Origin of the sequence: Burkholderia cepacia ATCC 25416, assembly GCF_001411495.1 — a bacterium.
Taxonomy (GTDB): domain Bacteria; phylum Pseudomonadota; class Gammaproteobacteria; order Burkholderiales; family Burkholderiaceae; genus Burkholderia; species Burkholderia cepacia.
Genome location: NZ_CP012981.1, coordinates 1,896,559 through 1,915,220, shown reverse-complemented (window position 1 = coordinate 1,915,220; position 18,662 = coordinate 1,896,559). Strand labels below are relative to the sequence as shown.

The 18,662-nt window shown below is 64.9% G+C and carries 20 protein-coding genes and 4 tRNA genes; 14 read left to right on the top strand and 10 right to left on the bottom strand.

Translation table 11 applies throughout. The annotated features are described in order from the left end of the window. Positions 1-231: 231 nt before the first annotated feature. Entirely contained in the window at positions 232-486 is a 255-nt protein-coding gene (locus tag APZ15_RS08745; protein WP_027788093.1) for a GlsB/YeaQ/YmgE family stress response membrane protein, read from the top strand. Positions 487-565: 79 nt separating this feature from the next. Here APZ15_RS08745 and APZ15_RS42110 read toward each other — a convergent pair whose 3' ends face one another. The 3 genes from APZ15_RS42110 to APZ15_RS08730 form a co-directional block, all read right to left on the bottom strand. Then, positions 566-1,177 carry a hypothetical protein gene (locus APZ15_RS42110; RefSeq protein WP_027788094.1) on the bottom strand — a complete coding sequence of 204 codons (612 nt, stop codon included), beginning with the start codon at positions 1,175-1,177 and terminating at the stop codon, positions 566-568. Further along, a complete protein-coding gene (locus APZ15_RS08735; RefSeq protein ID WP_027788095.1) occupies positions 1,165-3,528 on the bottom strand; it encodes a TonB-dependent receptor in 2,364 nt (787 codons plus the stop codon). Before APZ15_RS08735 ends, APZ15_RS42110 begins: the two co-directional genes overlap by 13 nt. A 126-nt stretch (positions 3,529-3,654) precedes the next feature. Continuing rightward, positions 3,655-4,044: a DUF2946 domain-containing protein gene (locus APZ15_RS08730; RefSeq protein WP_027788096.1), complete on the bottom strand. Its 390-nt coding sequence runs from the start codon at positions 4,042-4,044 to the stop codon at positions 3,655-3,657. A 240-nt stretch (positions 4,045-4,284) separates the two neighbouring features. On the opposite strand from APZ15_RS08730, the gene APZ15_RS41695 reads away from it, so the two are divergent. Beyond that, entirely contained in the window at positions 4,285-4,389 is a 105-nt protein-coding gene (locus APZ15_RS41695; protein ID WP_162269111.1) for a chorismate mutase, read from the top strand. A 223-nt stretch (positions 4,390-4,612) separates the two neighbouring features. Continuing rightward, positions 4,613-5,206, top strand: coding sequence for a chorismate mutase (locus tag APZ15_RS08720; protein WP_027788097.1), 594 nt, complete (start codon positions 4,613-4,615; stop codon positions 5,204-5,206). Between the two features lie 18 nt (positions 5,207-5,224). Here the strand turns inward: APZ15_RS08720 and APZ15_RS08715 are convergent, their stop codons facing one another. Both APZ15_RS08715 and APZ15_RS08710 read right to left on the bottom strand, forming a co-directional pair. Next, positions 5,225-6,364, bottom strand: coding sequence for an exonuclease domain-containing protein (locus APZ15_RS08715; protein WP_027788098.1), 1,140 nt, complete (start codon positions 6,362-6,364; stop codon positions 5,225-5,227). Between the two features lie 141 nt (positions 6,365-6,505). Further along, entirely contained in the window at positions 6,506-6,709 is a 204-nt protein-coding gene (locus APZ15_RS08710) for a cold-shock protein (RefSeq protein ID WP_011351289.1), read from the bottom strand. Between the two features lie 398 nt (positions 6,710-7,107). Here APZ15_RS08710 and APZ15_RS08705 point away from each other — a divergent pair, with 398 nt between their 5' ends. Further along, positions 7,108-7,374, top strand: a complete 267-nt coding sequence (locus APZ15_RS08705) for a hypothetical protein (protein WP_027788099.1) — start codon at positions 7,108-7,110, stop codon at positions 7,372-7,374. A 498-nt stretch (positions 7,375-7,872) separates the two neighbouring features. After that, positions 7,873-9,018, top strand: coding sequence for a porin (locus tag APZ15_RS08700; RefSeq protein WP_027788100.1), 1,146 nt, complete (start codon positions 7,873-7,875; stop codon positions 9,016-9,018). A gap of 83 nt (positions 9,019-9,101) precedes the next feature. On the opposite strand, the gene greB is transcribed toward APZ15_RS08700, so the two are convergent. Continuing rightward, entirely contained in the window at positions 9,102-9,665 is a 564-nt protein-coding gene (greB, locus tag APZ15_RS08695) for a transcription elongation factor GreB (RefSeq protein WP_027788101.1), read from the bottom strand. A 129-nt stretch (positions 9,666-9,794) separates the two neighbouring features. Here greB and APZ15_RS08690 point away from each other — a divergent pair. From APZ15_RS08690 to APZ15_RS08680, 3 genes are all read left to right on the top strand, one after another. Further along, a tRNA-Arg gene (locus APZ15_RS08690) sits at positions 9,795-9,871 on the top strand. A 66-nt stretch (positions 9,872-9,937) separates the two neighbouring features. Further along, a tRNA-Arg gene (locus APZ15_RS08685) sits at positions 9,938-10,014 on the top strand. Positions 10,015-10,074: 60 nt separating this feature from the next. Then, a tRNA-Arg gene (locus APZ15_RS08680) sits at positions 10,075-10,151 on the top strand. Positions 10,152-10,338: 187 nt separating this feature from the next. Here APZ15_RS08680 and APZ15_RS08675 read toward each other — a convergent pair. From APZ15_RS08675 to APZ15_RS08660, 4 genes are all read right to left on the bottom strand, one after another. Next, positions 10,339-12,705: a RelA/SpoT family protein gene (locus APZ15_RS08675; RefSeq protein WP_021164124.1), complete on the bottom strand. Its 2,367-nt coding sequence runs from the start codon at positions 12,703-12,705 to the stop codon at positions 10,339-10,341. Between the two features lie 63 nt (positions 12,706-12,768). Beyond that, positions 12,769-12,972 (bottom strand): DNA-directed RNA polymerase subunit omega, encoded by a 204-nt coding sequence (rpoZ, locus tag APZ15_RS08670; protein ID WP_006025620.1) that lies wholly within the window; start codon positions 12,970-12,972, stop codon positions 12,769-12,771. Positions 12,973-13,030: 58 nt separating this feature from the next. Continuing rightward, positions 13,031-13,714, bottom strand: coding sequence for a guanylate kinase (gene gmk / locus APZ15_RS08665; RefSeq protein WP_027788102.1), 684 nt, complete (start codon positions 13,712-13,714; stop codon positions 13,031-13,033). Between the two features lie 88 nt (positions 13,715-13,802). Beyond that, positions 13,803-14,726 (bottom strand): YicC/YloC family endoribonuclease, encoded by a 924-nt coding sequence (locus APZ15_RS08660; RefSeq protein ID WP_027788103.1) that lies wholly within the window; start codon positions 14,724-14,726, stop codon positions 13,803-13,805. A gap of 173 nt (positions 14,727-14,899) precedes the next feature. On the opposite strand from APZ15_RS08660, the gene rph reads away from it, so the two are divergent. The 6 genes from rph (at position 14,900) to APZ15_RS08630 (ending at position 18,660) form a co-directional block, all read left to right on the top strand. Beyond that, positions 14,900-15,631 (top strand): ribonuclease PH, encoded by a 732-nt coding sequence (rph, locus tag APZ15_RS08655; protein ID WP_027788104.1) that lies wholly within the window; start codon positions 14,900-14,902, stop codon positions 15,629-15,631. A 1-nt stretch (position 15,632) separates the two neighbouring features. Then, complete coding sequence (gene rdgB, locus APZ15_RS08650; RefSeq protein ID WP_027788105.1) at positions 15,633-16,259, top strand: RdgB/HAM1 family non-canonical purine NTP pyrophosphatase; 627 nt, start codon at positions 15,633-15,635, stop codon at positions 16,257-16,259. 34 nt (positions 16,260-16,293) lie between these two features. Further along, positions 16,294-17,508, top strand: coding sequence for a radical SAM family heme chaperone HemW (gene hemW, locus APZ15_RS08645; protein WP_027788106.1), 1,215 nt, complete (start codon positions 16,294-16,296; stop codon positions 17,506-17,508). A 44-nt stretch (positions 17,509-17,552) separates the two neighbouring features. Then, positions 17,553-17,640: transfer RNA gene (locus APZ15_RS08640), tRNA-Ser, on the top strand. A 142-nt stretch (positions 17,641-17,782) separates the two neighbouring features. Beyond that, positions 17,783-18,178, top strand: a complete 396-nt coding sequence (locus APZ15_RS08635; RefSeq protein ID WP_027788107.1) for a hypothetical protein — start codon at positions 17,783-17,785, stop codon at positions 18,176-18,178. Between the two features lie 188 nt (positions 18,179-18,366). Then, positions 18,367-18,660, top strand: a complete 294-nt coding sequence (locus tag APZ15_RS08630; RefSeq protein ID WP_027788108.1) for a hypothetical protein — start codon at positions 18,367-18,369, stop codon at positions 18,658-18,660. The last annotated feature ends 2 nt before the right edge of the window (positions 18,661-18,662 follow it).

The window sequence follows — 18,662 nt, the reverse complement described above, 5'->3', positions numbered from 1 at the left end:
TCATTCCTTACAGATTCATTTCGCCGCGCATCGCCCGTGCGCCAGCCTCGCCGTATGCAGACGAATTCCCTGGAAAATCCGGTTACGGGTGCATAACATTACTTAACGATTCCGACCCGTCTATCGCGTTACATTGCGTGGGCGGCGCGGCGGGTCGCAATGCCGCCTTCATTCAGCTTGCGGCGACAGCCGACGTCCGGTCATTCGACACAACACAAGGAGAGGACCACCATGACTCATGGCTTGATTATGTGGCTCATCATCGGCGCGATCGCCGGCTGGCTTGCCGGCTTGCTCGTCAAGGGCGGCGGCTTCGGGCTGATCGTCGACATCATCGTCGGGATCGTCGGAGCAGTGATCGGCGGCTGGCTCGCCGGGCTGCTCGGCATCAGCATCGGCAGCGGTTTCATCGGATCGGTGATCGTCGCGGTCGTCGGTGCGGTGATCCTGCTGTTCGTGATCCGGCTATTCAAGCGAGCGGCCTGACGCTTCTCTCCACGCGCCTTCGGGCGCGTTTTCGCATCAGGCCGGCGCGCGGCCCGTTCGCCGCGCGCCACCGGCCCGTTCAGCGCCTGGCGCGCTGCAACCCGCCGTCGAGCACGTCAGCCGTCAGCAATCCGCTGCGCGCTTCGCGTGCGCCATCGCGCCCGATCCATACGGTGCGCGGCATCTCCCCTCTCCATCCCGCATCGAGCGCCGCGCTCAGCCGCTCGGGCATCGGCTCGGCGTTCGCGTACTGCACGACCTGCGGCAGATGCATCTGCGCGAGTGCCCGGGAGATCGCCACGCCGTTGTCGTCGTACACATCCATTGCGACCATCGCGAGCTGCATGTCCGGACTCGTAGCGATCTTCGGACGATTCTCGGCGCTCGTGTAGATCGGCTCCGGCATCGCGTTGACGGTGACGGGTGCGGACAGCGTGCGGCCGGCGGCGTCGGAATGCGCGACGACGACATGCGCGCCTTCGACCCACGCGCCCCACAGCCGGTGATGCGTGTCGAATGCCGCCCCCGTCGCGAGCGGCTGCTTCTGCTGCGCGGGCGCAGCCTGCATGCTCATGTGCGCGGCGCGCGAATCGGCGGCCTTCGGCACGACGTGGGTGTCGTGCGCCCCGGCAGTCGACAGCAACGCGCACCACAGCGCGCCGCCTGCCGCGAGCGATTTCACAGTGACCATTTCAGTTCTCCGTAGAAAGTACGGCCCGGATATGGGTGGAACACGTAGTAGCGGTGGTCCGTCAGGTTGTCGATGCCGACCGACGCGGTCCAGTGACGGTCGAAGCGGTAGCGCGCCTTCAGGTCGACGATCGTGAACGAGCTCGTCCCGCCGTAGACGTCCGGGTTCACGTCGCTGTTGTCGAGCGTGTTGAACTGGCGGCCCGAATAGCGCACGCCGACGCTCGCGAGCCAGTGTTCGTCGAAGCGATACGACGCGAGCAGGTTTGCACGCATGCGCGGAATACGCGGAAAGCGCGACCCGACGTACGCGGGATTCGCGGCATCGGCGAGGATCTGCGCGTTGCTCGCCGACACGTTCGCGTCGAGACTGAGGCCGCGCAGCCCGACGTTCTCGCCGCTGAACGCAAGTTCGACACCGCGCACACGCACGCGATCGACGTTCGAGATGTTGGTCACCGTCGTCGCACCCGACACCGTCGTCTGGCTGTAGATCGAATCGCGCAGATCGCTCTGGAACACGCTGGCACGCACGACGCCGACACCCACGTCGCGCTCGGCCGCGAAGTCCCAGTCGATCGCCTTTTCCGGCCGCAGGTTCGGGTTGTTGTTGACGATTGCGTTGTTCGAGATCGTGCCCTGGAACAGTTCGCCGACCGTCGGGTAACGCGTGCCCGTCGCGAACGACAGCCGGAAGCGCCAGACGTCGGTCGCATCCCATTGCAACGCGACTTTCGGCGACAGCGCATTCGCGCTGCGATCCGCATAACCGAGCGTGCCGCTCGCGTTGCCGAGCGCGCCGCCGTACGCATCCCAGCGTTCGTAGCGCAGCCCCAGCGTCGCGAGCCAGCCCGGTGCGAAGCGCCACGCATCCTGCCCGAACAGCGCCTGCGTGCGCGTGTCGCCCCGATAGGTGCTCGCGAGCGACGTGGTCGGCCCGGCCAGCCAGTCGGCCGTGTTGTACGTGACGTTGCGCAGGAAGTAGTTGTCGTAGTGATAGCCGAACGTGAACGTGTGGCCCTTCACTTCCGGCGCCTCGGCCTTCAGGTCGAGCGTGTGCCAGCCGGTGCCGTCCCCCTGGAACAGCGTGCCTGCACCGCCCTGCACGGTCGACGCCGAGCGCTGCACGTCGCGCGACACGTCGTACGCGGACACGACGCCCGACAGGCGCCAGCCTGAATCGAGCCGGCCGTTCAGCCCGAGCGCGTACAGCCAGTTCTCCTGGTCGCCGCGCTGCGGCGCGAAGGCATTCGGCGCAACGGTCATGTTCTGGCCACCGATCGACACGTTGCCGCCGTAAACCGGATTGCCGGCCGCATCGCGCAGGAAGGTTTCGCCGTGCTGCCGGTAATGGTTCTCCCAATGCCCGAGCGTGAGCGTCGCATCGATTCGGTCGGTGAACGCGTAGCCCATCCGGATCGTCTCGTTGAGCTGTTCGGTCCGCTCGATCGTCTGCGCGCCGACGATCGTCCGCGGCTTGCCGTTGGGCCCGATGTCGGTCGCGGCGCCGCTCACGGGCACGGCGGCGCCGAGCTTCGGGTTGTACGCCGAATTGGGGCTCGCATATTGCATCGGCTGACCGTTGTTCTCGAGCCGGTCGAGCGACAGCGCGAACCAGAACCGCCCGACGCGGTTGGCGATCCGTGCGGTCTGGTGATTGCCGCCGAGGCTGTCCGCGAATCCGTAGCCGTCGTGGTAGCGCTGCGTAAAGAACTGCGTCGACAGCGACGCCTCGAGCTTTTCCGGCCGGCGTGTCGTGAGCAGCACGGTCGAGCCGATCGAGTTGCCCGGGTACAGCGCGGAAAAAGGGCCATAGAGCACGTCGACGCGCGCGATATCGTCAGGCGGAATCAGCGACCAGCGCGGTGGGTACGCGTAGCTCGAGCCGAGCAGGTTCGACAGCAGCACACCATCGGCGTAGACGAGCCCGCGCGCGCTCTGCAGTTCGTTGAAGTCGCGACCGGCGAACACGCTGTTGCGGTCGCCGATATAGCGCTTGCGGACCATCAGGTTCGGTGCGTACTTGAGCGCGTCCTCGGTGGTGACGTTGGTATGCGATTCGATCTGCTCGCGCGTGATCGATGTGACGACGGCCGGCATATCCGGATCGACCGGTTGCCGCTGCGCGGTCACGCTGACCGCGGTCAGCGTACTGCCGGCCGGCACCGGCGAAACGGCTGCAGCGGTGGATGCCGGCGCGACGGTATCGGCGGGACGCTCGACACCACGGCGGGCAGTGTCGACACGCGTATCGTCAGTTGAAGCCGCATGGGCGACAGGCCACGCGAAAGCGGCCGCGCATGCGAGCGCGAGCCGCCCGCGCGACGGCCGCGCGGCGAAGGAGGAGGACATGAGGGGATTCCTGAAAACGTGATCGAACGCCGCCGGACACGAGCGCGCGCACCACGCACGGACGGCGCGGCACGCGGCCCGGCCGCGAGCGGCACGCGCGCCACCGGGGCGCGCGGACGACATCAATCAGATCGGAGCGTTTTCAGGCGGCGCGCGGGGCTGCGCGAGACGGATACCCTTGCGGGGGCAATCGGGAATGACGGGTGCTGCCGCGCGGTAGGCGAACGTCCGCACGAAACCCGGCAGCGCGGGCAGGCTCGTACCGAGCGCCACGTTCGCCGCGAAGCCGGGGCAGTACACGCAGTGCGGCACGCCGGCATGGTCGAACGACGGCGCATCGTGATCGCCTCCGGCCTGCGCGAGCACGATCTGGCGGGCGCCCGCTGCACTGCACAACTCGAGCGTGAACTCGCCGGAGCCGCTCGAGGCGAGACGCGCATAGCCGACGACGGGCGACAGTACGTTCAGTACCAGCGCCAGCCATACGAGGCCGATCCATCGCGTCGTTCGTTTCATCGCGGTGCAGGAAAAAGTGCGCGCAAGTATAACAAGCGGCCCGATTGTTGCCGATTCCGCACGACTCGATAGTCGGCATCGCAGCGCGCGTCCGAGCGCATGTGCCGTTAATACAACAGAGACAAAATCTAACGATTCGCCACTGGCATAAATCCAAGCGCGAGGATGATAATCGTCGAACCTGCTGGAGAAATGACCATGGACGAAAGACCAACTCGCATGCCACCGCCGGAGCAAGTGATGAGCCCGGATCCGGAACCCGTCGGCGTGGAATTCCTCGCCGAATTGCCTGACCACGTACGGGCATTCTTCGACGAGCAGCACAAGCTGTACTCGCCGAAGTGAACGCCTGTTCGGTTCTGTAACCGCCACGTGTCGATCATCGCTATCGTGCGGTTCATCATTGCGCATCGCGCGCAACTCGCCTCGCACCCGGGCCGCAACAGCCTGACGGTGCCGGATCAGCTCGCCTGCTGATTCCTCTGTCGCGTCGCTACGCCGCGCGACTGTCTTCGTCTATCCTTCTGGTTTTCCACGTCCGGCCCGCCCGGCTCTCCCGATCGTTCCGATGAAGCAAGCCATTCGTGCCAGCGTCGCTGTCGCCGCGCTCGGCGTCGCCCTCTTTTCGTCCCCGCGCATCGCCGTTGCAGACGGCGACGACACCGCCCTCACCAACATCGTCGCACTCGCGTCGCAGCGACTCGCGCTCGCTGAGCCGGTGGCTCGATGGAAATGGGCGAATCACAAGGCAATCGAGGACCGCCCGCGCGAAGCGGCGCTGCTCGAATCGGTCGGGAAGCGCGCGGCACAGGCCGGCGTCGATCCCGCGTTCGCGCGGACGTTCTTCGAGGATCAGATCGCGGCGAGCAAGGATGTGCAGAACGCCCTGTTCGCAACCTGGCGCACGACGCGGCCGCCAGAAGGCACACCGCCCGATCTCGCGACCAGCACGCGCCCGGCGCTCGACCGGCTGACGCAGAAAATGCTCACGGGGCTCACGCAGGTTGCACCGCTGCGCGATGCGCCTGATTGTCAGGCACGGCTCGCCCGCAGCATCGCGAACTGGAAGACACTCACGCGCTACGACTCCACGCAGACGCAGGCGCTCGACACCGCGTTGTCGCACGTTTGCTCGGCCGGCGGCGCAAGCGCGATCGGCTGATACGGCGGTCGCGCCGGGTCAACCCGCTTGGCCCGCAGGCGTGAGTGCGGCGAGCGGAATCAGTTGCAGGCCGCGCGCGAGATGCGTCTGCAGCAGGCGGTGGGTGAAGGGTTCGAATGCGCCGGCTGCCCCGTCGGCCGCGAGCCGCGCGGCCGCGTCGAGCGATTCCGCGACGCCGAGATAGCGCCAGCCATCGATCACATGAAACAGGCGGCGCTCGCCGCTTGCCTCGAACGCAACGGCGCCTTCGAACGGCCAGGGTGCATTGCCGGTACGGGCGGTGTCGGCCGCAGGGCGCCGGTTGTACGACGGACGCAGCCCGGCGATCCATTGCGCTTCCGCGAGCATCGCCCCCAGTTCGTTACCCGTCTCGCGCCATTCAACGCGCCGTACCTGCTGCGCAAGCCGCATTTCCTTCGACGACCGACGCTCTCCCGTCAACAACGCGCGCAGCCGCTGCCGCACGCGTACGCTGCGGCCGACGTACAGTGGCGCGTCGCCCTCCCCGAACAGTGCGTACGCCCCGCACCCGGCCGGCGCGGTATCGAGCCAGGCTTCGGTCAGGTCGCCGCCCAGACGGAAGTGGCGCGTCGTGCGCGCGATCTGATCGCGCAGCCGGTCGAGTGGCACGATGTCGTGCAACTGGCGCCAGAACTGCCACAGGAGGTCGGCATCCGCCAATGCCCGGTGGCGCGCAGCCGGCACGAGGCCGTGGCGTTCGATCAGCGCGTCGAGCCCGTGCCTCGTTTCACGCGGGAACAGCGCACGCGACAGCCGCACTGTACACAGCACGTCGGGATTGAACGCGAACCCGGCGCGCTCGAATTCGGCCCGCAGGAAACCGCGGTCGAAGCTCGCGTTGTGCGCGACGAAAAGCTTGCCGTCGAGCCGCTCGAACAAGGCCGGCGCCAGCGATGCGAACGAAGGCGCGTCGCGCACCATCTCGTCCGAAATACCCGTCAGTTGCTGGATGAACGGCGGAATCGACTGCCCCGGATTGACGAGCGTCGTCCACGTCGACACGCCGAGCGGGCCGATTTCGACCACGCCGATTTCGGTGATGCGGTGTTCGGCGGGCGAGCCGCCCGTGGTTTCAAGGTCGACGAAAACGAGCGGCTGTTCGCTGGCCGGATCGGACGGACGGGGGAAATCGGACATGAAAAGACTGGGAAACGATGCTTCCGTGAGTATGCACCGGCATCCCTGTTCGCGGCCAGCCCGAACCGTATTGCTCCGTCCCCGGAAAATGAAAAGCCCCCGCCATGCGGGGGCCGGACGTGATCGGCAATGCGTGGCGCGTCAGACGGCCTGGATATTCGCTGCCTGCTTGCCTTTCGGCCCGACTTTTACGTCGAACGAAACACGCTGGTTTTCCTTCAGCGTCTTGAAGCCGTCCATCTTGATTTCGGAAAAGTGCGCAAACAAATCTTCACCACCATTGTCCGACGTAATAAAGCCGAAACCTTTAGCATCGTTAAACCATTTCACGATACCGGTATCCATGTCTTCGTTCCCCACTCGATTAGATCAAAGAAGCTATTTTTATAGCCGTTTCCCGAAATCCCGAAACATCGCGCCAGCAACTGCACCAGCACCAGCACGCCGCCCGAGGACGGAGTGCTGACTTTATAAATTGGACAATCCGGGTGCGTCAAGAAAATTTTTGATGCTCGTTTTATCAAAATAGTGCTAATGGCATTGGAATCGGTACACCATCGCCTTTTATTAATTGATTCGAGTCAAAAACCTGTCAACATTACCGGGGCGGGAGCTCCGATAATCTTGGCCACGAAATTTCTACCGGGGACAAATCGCCTCGGTAAAATCCTCGGGTTTTTTCCGGGTTGCAGAAATGCGGGGACATTGCGATGCTCATCCAATGCGGAAGGAAGGAGAAGGTCATGTGGCTGGACGGAATCAAGCGCTTCGCGAGCCGGCTTGGGCGCGTACGCCGCAAGTCCCGCGCCCTGGCAGAGTCCGCGCGCGAAGCGCCGTGCGACACCGAGTTCGATACGACCTGGCACGGCGATCACTGGCAGAACCTGCTTGCATCGCCCCTCGATGCCCGTCACTACGTGATGGAAGACTGGACATACACGCCGCCCCCGAACGAAGCCAAGGAGGCCGCGCCTGCGGCCAAGCGCAAGCGGCGCTCGTACACGCAGTAGTGCGCAGCGGCGGGGCAAAAAAAAGCGCGACTGGGAAGTCGCGCCGACAAAGGTTTGGAGATCTTTTCCGTCAACGAAAAAGTCTGCTTCGGAAAGCAGAGATCGCAGTATAGCGAGAGAACAACCTTTCATTATCCATGCTCCACACAAACCTCTATTGCCGATGTGTCAATAATCGCGCTATGACCGCCGTCGCCTGCTGGTGATTACCTGTCGCGATCGCGCAACGTCCGTTACGCAGTCCTGAGCGCCATTTTCTTTCGCTGCATCGCCGCAAACCCTTGCTGGACAACCGTTTGCGCTCCCCCCTAGATCTTTGCGGATTCCAAAATACATTATTGCTTAAAGCGCGCCCCACCCCCGCTCCACGCACTCCTTACACTGCAGATGGCTTTTTGAAAAGCGCACCGCCGCTCTGCCGGACCGGCCGCAGCGTCAAGCACAACATGCCAGTCCGCAGCAGGTTCGATCGACATCATCCTGTTTGGAGACAGATCCATGAAAAAAACTCTGATCGTCACCGCGTTGTCGGGTGTATTCGTTATGGCAGCCCATGCCCAGAGCAGCGTGACGCTCTATGGCCTGATCGACGCCGGCATCACCTACACGAACAATCAGCACGGCCACAGCGCCTGGCAGGAAACGAGCGGTTCGGTCAACGGCAGCCGCTGGGGCTTGCGCGGCACCGAAGATCTCGGCGGCGGCATGAAAGCGATCTTCACGCTGGAAAATGGTTTCGGCATCAATAACGGCGCGCTGAAGCAGAACGGCCGCGAATTCGGCCGGCAAGCGTTTGTCGGTCTCGCACTCAACAGCTACGGCTCGCTGACGCTGGGCCGGCAGTACGACAGCGTCGTCGACTATCTCGGGCCGCTGTCGCTGACCGGCACCCAGTACGGCGGCACGCAGTTCGCTCACCCGTTCGACAACGACAACCTGAACAACTCGTTCCGGATCAACAACTCGGTCAAATATCAGAGCGCGAACTACGGCGGACTCAAGTTCGGTGCGTTGTACGGGTTCTCGAACTCGACGTCTTTCGCGAACAACCGCGCCTATAGCGGCGGCGTGTCGTACAGCTACCTGGGCTTCAACTTCGCCGCGGCCTACTTGCAGTTGAACAGCGATGTGAACGCGCTCGCGCAGGCCGCGACCGACCCGGGCGCGGTGACCGGCGACTGGACCTTCGCCTCGCGCGTGCAACGCACCTGGGGCGCCGGCCTGAACTACGGGTTCGGCCCGGCCACGGTCGGCTTCGTGTTCACGCAGACGCGCCTCACCGGCATCCGCGCAATCAGCGCGGGGCAGTCCGGCGTGTCCGGTGGCATCACGGGCCTCGGCGGAACCGCGCGCTTCAGCAACTACGAACTCAACGGCCGCTACGCGCTGACGCCGGCGCTGTCGCTTGCCGGCTCCTACACGTACACGCAGGGCCGCCTGGCCGGCGACAAGCCGACCTGGCACCAGTTCAACCTGCAAGCCGACTATGCGCTGTCGAAGCGCACCGACGTCTACCTGCAGGGCGAGTTCCAGAAGGTCAACAACGACGGCCTCGACCTCGGCGCCAACATCAACGGGCTGGGCGCCGCGTCATCGACCAACAAGCAGATCGCGGTCACGGCCGGCATGCGCCATCGCTTCTGAGCGACCGGCACATCCGCTGCATGCCGGATGACGAAGCGCCCCGTCGGGGCGCTTTTTCTTTGCCGGACTGCGCCGGGTATCGCTCAGGCGTTGTCCCGCGGCGGGTAGCGAACGTCGAGCACGTCGATCGGCTGCGGGCCGGCCGGCGTCATCAGCATGACGGTATCGCCGATCTTCGCCTTGATCAGCGCACGCGCAACCGGGGAAATCCAGCTGACGCAGCCGCGATCCAGATCGACCTCGTCGATCCCGACGATCGTGATCGTATGATCCTGGCCGTCCGGCGTCTCGTAATCGACCGTTGCACCGAAAAACACCTGGTCGACATTCTCCTGCCGGCTCGCATCGACGACTTCGGCAAGATCGAGCCGCTTCGTCAGGAAGCGGATGCGGCGATCGATCTCGCGAAGCCGTCGCTTGCCGTAGATGTAGTCGCCGTTTTCCGACCGGTCGCCGTTCGACGCGGCCCAGGACACGAGCCGCACGACCTCGGGACGCTCGACGTCGATCAGGTTCAGCAGTTCGTCCCTCAGCCGCTTGTGGCCGGCGGGCGTGATGTAGTTCTTCGCGCCCGCCGGGATCGCGGGCTGGGCCTGGTCGAGATCGTCGTCGTCGCCGTCCGACTCTTTGACAAACGCCTTGTTCATGATGCGGATTCAACGTGGATGACTGATGCTCCAAGGGTACACGATGGGGGCCCCGGCAAGGTCGCGTAGAACAATTCGCGAATAAGGCTTCCCTTTTTATACAACCCTGCTATAATTTCGCTTCTGCGTGCGGCTGTAGCTCAGTTGGATAGAGTACTTGGCTACGAACCAAGGGGTCGTGGGTTCGAATCCTGCCAGCCGCGCCACTTTTTCGAGGGCCTTCCGAACCGAAGGCCCTTTCAGTTCGAAGCAGTAGAAGTTTTGTTTTGCGTGCGGCTGTAGCTCAGTTGGATAGAGTACTTGGCTACGAACCAAGGGGTCGTGGGTTCGAATCCTGCCAGCCGCGCCACTTTTTTGGGGGCCTTCCCATCGCAGAAGGTTCCGACAGTCAAGCAGTACCGTTTTGCGTGCGGCTGTAGCTCAGTTGGATAGAGTACTTGGCTACGAACCAAGGGGTCGTGGGTTCGAATCCTGCCAGCCGCGCCACCTTAAAAGGGCTTTCCTCCGGGAAAGCCCTTTTTCTTTTCCGCCTCCCCTTCCCTTGCTCACGACACGGCCCGCTTACAGGCGCCCTTGTCCAGCCACGCCGCACGTTCGCTCTTCGTACCGCACAAATGAAAACGGCGGCCATATTGGCCGCCGTCGATCAATCGCCCGCTTGTGCTGGCAAGCGTCAATAATCCTGCCGTTCGCGCTCGATCCGCATGCCGCCGTCATGGCGCGCATGCGCGCCGTCGTCGGTCGAACGCTCGCGCATGATCCGCATCACGTCCGGATTGGTCCGCACGCGCCGCATCACGTTCGCGAGATGCACGCGGTCGCTGACCTGGATCACGAAGCGCAGTACCGTCGATTCGTGCGTCAGATCCTCGTCCATCGCGATATGCACGATGTTCGCGTCGGCCGACGTGATGTCCGCCGCCACGCGCGCAAAGATACCCTTGGTGTTCTTCACGAGCGCCTTCACCGCGACATCGAACAGGCGGCCCGGCTGCGGCGCCCATTCGACGTCGATCCAGCGGCCCGGATCGCGGCGGTGAATCCGCTGCGCCACGCGGCAATCGGTCGTATGAATCGCCATCCCCAAGCCGATGCCGATGTAACCCATGATCGCGTCGCCCGGAATCGGCCGGCAGCACGCGGACAACTGCACGGACATCCCTTCGGTACCGGTAATCACGACCGGAGGCGCATGGTGCGCGGGATGCCGCTCGGACTTCGGCAGATCGTCGTCCGCGTCGCGGCCGCTCATCAGCACCTCGATGCGCTTGGCCATCACCGCGGCAACGCGACGGCCGAGGCCGATGTCCGCGAAGATTTCCTGACGGCTCTTGTTGCCCGTCCACTGCACGAGCTTCTCCCACACCTCCGGCTCGACATCGGCCAGCGCGAGACCATAGCCTTTCAGGCTCTGGTCGACCAGCCGCTCGCCAAGCTGCACCGACTCGTTCAGGCGCATCGTCTTCAGGTAGTGACGGATCGCCGAACGCGCCTTGCCGGTACGCACGAAGCCGAGCCATGCGGGGTTCGGCTTCGAATACGGCGCGGTGATCACCTCGACGATGTCGCCGCTCTTCAGCTCGGTGCGCAGCGGCAGCAGTTCGTTGTTGATCTTCACGGCCACGCACTGGTTGCCGAGATCGCTGTGGATCGAATACGCGAAATCGAGCGCCGTCGCGCCGCGCGGCAGCGCCATGATCTTCGACTTCGGTGTGAACACGTAGACCGCATCGGGGAACAGGTCGATCTTCACGTGCTCGAGGAATTCGCTCGAATCGCCGGCTTCGCTCTGGATGTCGAGCAACGACTTCAGCCACTGGTGGGCGCGCTTCTGCACGTCACTGAGATCGGCGCTGCCGTTCTTGTACAGCCAATGCGCGGCGACGCCCGCTTCGGCAATCTCATGCATCTTGCGCGTGCGCACCTGAAACTCGATCGGTGCGCCGAACGGACCGACGAGCGTCGTGTGCAGCGACTGATAGCCGTTGATCTTCGGGATCGCGATGTAGTCCTTGAACTTGCCGGGCACGGGCTTGTACAGCGCGTGCAGCGCGCCGATGCACGTGTAGCAGTCGAGCGGGCTGTCGACGACGACGCGAAAACCGTACACGTCGAGCACCTGCGAGAACGACAGCTGCTTGTCGCGCATCTTGCGGTACACGCTGTAGATGGTCTTTTCGCGGCCGGTGATCTCGGCGTCGATCTTCGCGTCGGCCATCGCGCGCTGCGCGGCCTCGAGAATCTTGCTGATCACTTCGCGGCGGTTGCCGCGCGCCGCCTTGACGGCCTTCTCGAGCGTCGCGTAGCGATGCGGGTTGAAGTTCGCGAAGCTCATGTCCTGCAGCTCGCGATACGTGTTGTTCAACCCGAGGCGGTGCGCGATCGGCGCGTAGATATCGAGCGTCTCGCGCGCGACGCGGCGGCGCTTTTCCATCGGCACCGCGCCGAGCGTGCGCATGTTGTGCAGGCGGTCGGCGAGCTTGACGAGAATGACGCGCACGTCGCGTGCCATCGCGAGCAGCATCTTGCGGAAGTTTTCCGCCTGCGCTTCCTCGCGGCTGCGGAACTCCATCTTGTCGAGCTTCGACAGGCCGTCGACCAGTTCGGCGACCTTCGGGCCGAACCGTTCGGCCAGTTCGCTCTTGGTCACGCCCTGGTCTTCCATCACGTCGTGCAGGAGCGCTGCCATGACGGCCTGTGCGTCGAGCTTCCAGCCGGCACAGATTTCCGCGACGGCGACGGGATGGGTGATGTAGGGTTCGCCGCTCTGGCGATATTGACCGAGGTGGGCTTCGTCGCTGAAGTGGAACGCCGCCTTGACCTCTTTGATTTCTTCCGGAGCGAGATACTCGGCCAGCACGGCCGTCAGTTTCGCGATCGAAACGACGCCGTGCTTGCGCGGCTGCTCCGGTGTGGCGGTCGGCCCGAACAGATGCCGGAAGGACTGTTCGAGGACCGCGTCGATGTACTGGCGCGCAGGCGACTGGGCCGTGGCTTCGGTGGTCGAATCCGCGGAGGCGGACGATGGGGTGGTGCTCATATTCGCCTCCAGGTCGAGTCGTTGCGCGCGTGGATTACATGGCTGGAACGGGCCGGATGCGCGTTACACCGGCACCTTCTTCAGCATCTCGACGCCGACCTGGCCGGCAGCGATTTCGCGCAGCGCGACGACGGTCGGCTTGTCGCGGCTTTCGATCTTCGGCGTATGGCCTTGCGCGAGCTGCCGCGCGCGATAGGTGGCGGCGAGCGCCAGTTCGAAGCGGTTCGGGATTTGCTTCAGGCAGTCTTCGACGGTAATGCGAGCCATGTTGGTAATTCCTTCTGAATATAGTCCTTATTCTACCTTATGTCCCTCGTCCCCCGCGTCATTCCGCGTGGGGCAGATGGATGCCGAGCTCGATGAACAGCTCCGTGTGTCGCGCGTACTGCGAAGCAAAGCGCAGGCGCGTGGCGGCGACGATGCATTCGAGCTCCGCGAGCGCACGCTCGAAATTCTCGTTGATCACCACGTATTCCGCTTCCGACGCGTGCGCGATCTCGCTGCCGGCGGCGAGCAGGCGGCGCGTGATCACGTTCGGTTCGTCCTGGCCGCGCTTCTTCAGGCGCTCCTCGAGCGCGTCGAGCGACGGCGGCAGGATGAAGATGCCGACCGCGTTGCGGAACTGCTTCTTCACCTGCAGCGCGCCCTGCCAGTCGATCTCGAGCAGCACGTCGTGGCCGTTCTTCATCTGCTCTTCGATCCAGACGCGCGACGTGCCGTAGTAGTTGCCGTGCACTTCCGCGCTCTCGAGGAATTCGTGCGCCGCGTGACGCGCGCGGAAATCCTCGACCGTCGTGAAGTGATAGTGCCGGCCGTCCTGCTCGCCCGGGCGCGGCTTGCGCGTCGTGTACGAGATCGACAGGCAGATGTCGTTGTCCTTCGACAGCAGCGCATTCACGAGCGTCGACTTGCCGGCGCCCGACGGCGCGACGACCATGAACAGGTTGCCGGGATAGACGCCGCCGTGCAGCGAATGCGACGCGTGGACGTCGCGATGGGAATCGGTCATGACAGCCTCCGCCGGGCAGCCCCAAGGAGGCTGGCCGCCCCCTCGGGGGGCAGCGAACATAGTGAGCGTGGGGGTCGTTTCATCTCTGTTACTCCAGGTTTTGCACTTGCTCGCGCATCTGCTCGATCAACAGCTTGAGCGCCATCGATGCGTCGGCCAGTTCCTTCGCCGCCGCCTTCGAGCCGAGCGTGTTTGCTTCTCGATTCAGTTCCTGCATCATGAAGTCGAGACGCTTGCCGACGCGGCCGCCCTTCTCGATCACATGACGCGTTTCGTTCAGGTGCGCGGTGAGACGCGACAGCTCTTCCGCGATGTCGATCCGGATCCCGTACATCGTCACTTCCTGACGAATGCGCTCCGCGGCCTCCTCGCGCGTGACGATCGTCGCGCTGCCTTCGGGCGCCGCGATGCCAAGCGCTTCCTGCAACCGTTCGACGATCTTCTGCTGATGCTTCGCGATCAGCTCCGGCACGAGCGGCGTGATGCGCGCGACGATCGCTTCCATCTCGGTGACGTTCGACAGCAGCATCGTCGCCAGTTGCGCGCCTTCGCGCGAACGCACGACGACGAGTTCGCCGATCGCCTCCTTGCCGCACGCGAGCACCGCGTCGCGGATCGCTTCCCCCGACACGCCGCTTTCGGCGATCACGCCGGGCCAGCGCAGGATCTCGCCCGCGCGCAGGCGGCCGACGCCCGGGAACGTGTCCAGCACCGAGCGCTCGAGCTCGGCGAGCTGGCCGAGCGCCGACTGGTTCAGCGCGCCGGCGCCGATGCTCTGCTCGCCGCGCTGCAGGTTGATGCGGATGTCGACCTTGCCGCGCGACAGCTTGTTCATCAGCATTTCGCGCAGCGCGGGTTCGCACGCGCGCACGTCGTCCGGCATCCGGAAATTCAGGTCGAGGAAGCGCGAGTTCACGGTGCGCAGTTCGACCGACACGCTGGTGCCGCCGTTACCGGTGGCCGTCGCGAGTTCGCGTGTCGCGCTCGCGTAGCCCGTCATGCTGTAGATCATGGTTCGTCTCGCCGTCTGGGTGCCCTCGCGGGCGGGGATATGTCGAGGCGCCCGGCGCATCGGAAAGCGCGGGGCGGGAAGCGCGCATTATCCCATTTTTGGGAACCACCCCGCCGGGCAAGCCCGCCGTTCGGCGCTAAAATCGGGGTTTCCTCTCGTTCCGCGATTCCCACATGACGTCCTCCGTTTCCCGCCCGAGCGGCCGCCGCGCCGACGAACTGCGCAAGGTCGCCCTCACGCGCCACTACACGAAACACGCCGAAGGCTCGGTGCTGGTCGAATTCGGCGACACCAAGGTGCTCTGCACCGCGAGCGTCTCCGAACGCGTGCCCGATTTCCTGCGCGACCGCGGGCAAGGCTGGCTGACCGCCGAATACGGCATGCTGCCGCGCGCGACGCACACGCGCAGCGACCGCGAAGCCGCACGCGGCAAGCAGACCGGCCGCACGCAGGAAATTCAGCGCCTGATCGGCCGCGCGCTGCGCGCCGTGTTCGACCTCGAGGCGCTCGGCCCGCGCACGATCCACATCGACTGCGACGTGATCCAGGCCGACGGCGGCACGCGCACGGCGAGCATCACCGGCGCGTTCGTCGCCGCACACGACGCCGTGTCGACGCTGATCGCGGCCGGCAAGCTCACGCGCTCGCCGATCACCGACCACGTCGCCGCGATCTCGGTCGGCGTGTACGAGGGCGCGCCCGTGCTCGACCTCGATTACGCGGAAGATTCGCGCTGCGATACCGACATGAACGTCGTGATGACGGGCGCCGGCGGCTTCGTCGAAGTCCAGGGCACGGCGGAAGGCGTGCCGTTCTCGCGCGCCGAGATGAACGCGCTGCTCGACCTCGCGCAAGGCGGGATCGCCGGGCTCGTGCAGCTTCAGAAAGACGTGCTGGGCGCCTGACATGCCGGACGACCACACCATCGCACCGCTGTCGCGCATCGTCCTCGCGTCGAACAACGCCGGCAAGCTGCGCGAATTCACCGCGCTGTTCTCGACGGTCGGCATCGAGATCGTCCCGCAGGGCGACCTCGCGGTGCCCGAGGCGGAGGAGCCGTTCGGCACCTTCATCGAGAACGCGCTGACGAAGGCGCGTCACGCGTCGCGGCTCACCGGGCTGCCGGCGATCGCCGACGATTCGGGCCTGTGCGTGCGCGTGCTGCGCGGCGCGCCGGGCGTCTATTCGGCGCGTTATGCGCAGCGCGCGGGCCGCGACAAGGGCGATGCGGCGAACAACGCGTATCTCGTCGAGCAGCTTCGCGGCGTCGACGACCGGCGCGCATACTACTGCTGCGTGCTCGCGCTCGTGCGCCATGCGGACGACCCCGAGCCGCTGTTCGCCGAAGGACGCTGGGCGGGCGAGATCGTCGACACCCCGCGCGGCGAGCACGGATTCGGCTATGACCCGTATTTCTATCTGCCTTCGCTCGGCGCGACGGCCGCCGAACTCGAACCGGCCGTGAAGAACACGCACAGCCACCGCGCGCTGGCGCTGAAGGCGCTGCTGGCGCGGCTCGCGGAGGAGGCATGAGCATGCCCGATACCCCTTCGCTGCGGGAGGTTGCATGAGCCAGGCCGCGGAAACCGGCGCACGCGTCGTCGCGACCTTCACGTCGCCCGGCCAGGTACGGCTCACGTCGCTGCCGCCGCTCGCGCTGTACGTGCATTTCCCGTGGTGCGTGCGCAAGTGCCCGTACTGCGATTTCAACTCGCACGAGTGGAAAGGCGAACGGTTTCCGGAAACCGAGTATCTCGACGCGCTGCGCGCCGATCTCGAGCAGGCGCTGCCGCTCGTGTGGGGCCGGCAGGTGCATACGGTGTTCATCGGCGGCGGCACGCCGAGCCTGCTGTCGGCCGCCGGCCTCGACCGGATGCTGTCCGACGTGCGCGCGCTGCTGCCGCTCGACGCCGATGCCGAGATCACGCTCGAGGCGAATCCGGGCACGTTCGAGGCCGCGAAGTTCGCGCAGTTCCGCGCGAGCGGCGTGAACCGCCTGTCGGTCGGCATCCAGAGCTTCAACGAAACGCACCTGAAGGCGCTCGGCCGGATTCACGACACCGCGCAGGCTCGCGCGGCCGTCGAGATCGCCGCGAAGAACTTCGACAACTTCAACCTCGACCTGATGTTCGCGCTGCCGAACCAGACGCTCGACGAATGCCGTACCGACATCGAAACCGCACTGTCGTACGCGCCGCCGCATCTGTCGCTGTATCACCTGACGCTCGAGCCGAATACCCTGTTCGCGAAGTTTCCGCCGGTCGTCCCCGATGACGACGCGTCGGCCGACATGCAGGAATGGATTCACGCACGTACGGCCGAGGCCGGTTACGGGCGCTACGAAGTGTCCGCGTATGCGAAGCCGAATCATCAGTGCAAGCACAACCTGAACTACTGGCGTTTCGGCGACTATCTCGGGATCGGTGCGGGCGCGCACACGAAGCTGTCGTTCCCGAACCGGATCCTGCGGCAGGCACGCTACAAGCATCCTGCGACCTTCATCGAGCAGGCGATGGCCGGCACGGCCGTGCAGGAAGAACGTGAAGTCGGCGCGCGCGACCTGCCGTTCGAGTTCATGCTGAACACGCTGCGGCTCGTCGAGGGCTTCCCCGTGCACAGCTTCGCCGAGCGCACCGGCCTGCCGATGAGCACGATCGAGCCGGCACTGCAGGAAGCGGAACGGCGCGGACTGATCGCACGCGATTTCGCGCAGATCGCGCCGACGCCGCTCGGCCAGCGTTTCCTCAACGACCTGCAGGAATTGTTCCTGCGCGACGATTGAGGGCATGAAGATCGCGGCATTTCGGTTACAATGCCGCCTCGTGTGGAAGCGTGGCCGAGCGGTTTAAGGCACCGGTCTTGAAAACCGGCGACGGGAAACTGTCCGTGAGTTCGAATCTCACCGCTTCCGCCAGGAAGTTTGCCAAACCCCGTCCATTCAGCGAATGACGGGGTTTTTTGTTGGTTCTCGTACGGCTTTCCCCCACGTTCCGACGCGTCCCGCCGGATGCCGTTACAATCCGGCGCTCCGATTCGCGAAACGGGAAACCCACGTCATGAAGCCCCTCATCGTCTCGTCGCTCGTCGCCTTGCTCGCGGCCGTCAGCACGCACGCGGCAGCCGACACCGCGTCCGGCAGCGACGCGCAAGCGTCGTGCGCGATCGCATACGTGTCCGGCGTCGGCGGCTCGCCGCGCGGCCTGAGCGAATACCTCGCGAGCCCGTCGCCGTACAACTACCTGAAAGACAACGACCTCCAGTGCAAGGTGGGAGACGACGGACGCACGTCGAACTGCACCGGCGTGACCTACCTGCGCAACGAACAGGTGAGCGTGTACGACGATTCCGATCCGGCGACGCTCACCGTCGTGGCACGCGTGGAGCTCGACCACGGCCAGAAATACCCGGTGATCATCGTCGTGCAGCGCAAGGACGCCCGCTGCAAACAATGATGCAGCGCCGCGCGCGAACCCGTTCGTCGAAACGGCACGGGCAGCAGCCCGTCATCGCGCCGCAGCGCGCCGGAAGCCTCCCGGCCAGCCGCTCGATCACCTAGAATTCGATCAACACGGCGACACAACCGCCGCCGCGTACTCGATGCCGCGCGCGCCACCCCTGCGTGCGGTACACGGAGATCGCCATGACCGAACTGTCGATACCGACGGAACACGTCGATTACGAAGGCTTCGAGGTCCATGTCGTGCCGGCTGCCGTGCCCGGCAGCGACACGCGCTATACCTACACCGGCTACGTATGCCATCCCGGCGCGAATCCCGCGTTACCCGGCCACGCGGTACCGTTCCATGCGGACGGCGAGGAAAGCTTCGCCAGCCTCGATGAAGCCGTCCACGAAGCCGTGCATGTCGGCAAGAGCATCATCGACGGCACGCACCCCGACCTGTCGGTCCTGTCACTCGTCACGCACGGTTTCTGAAC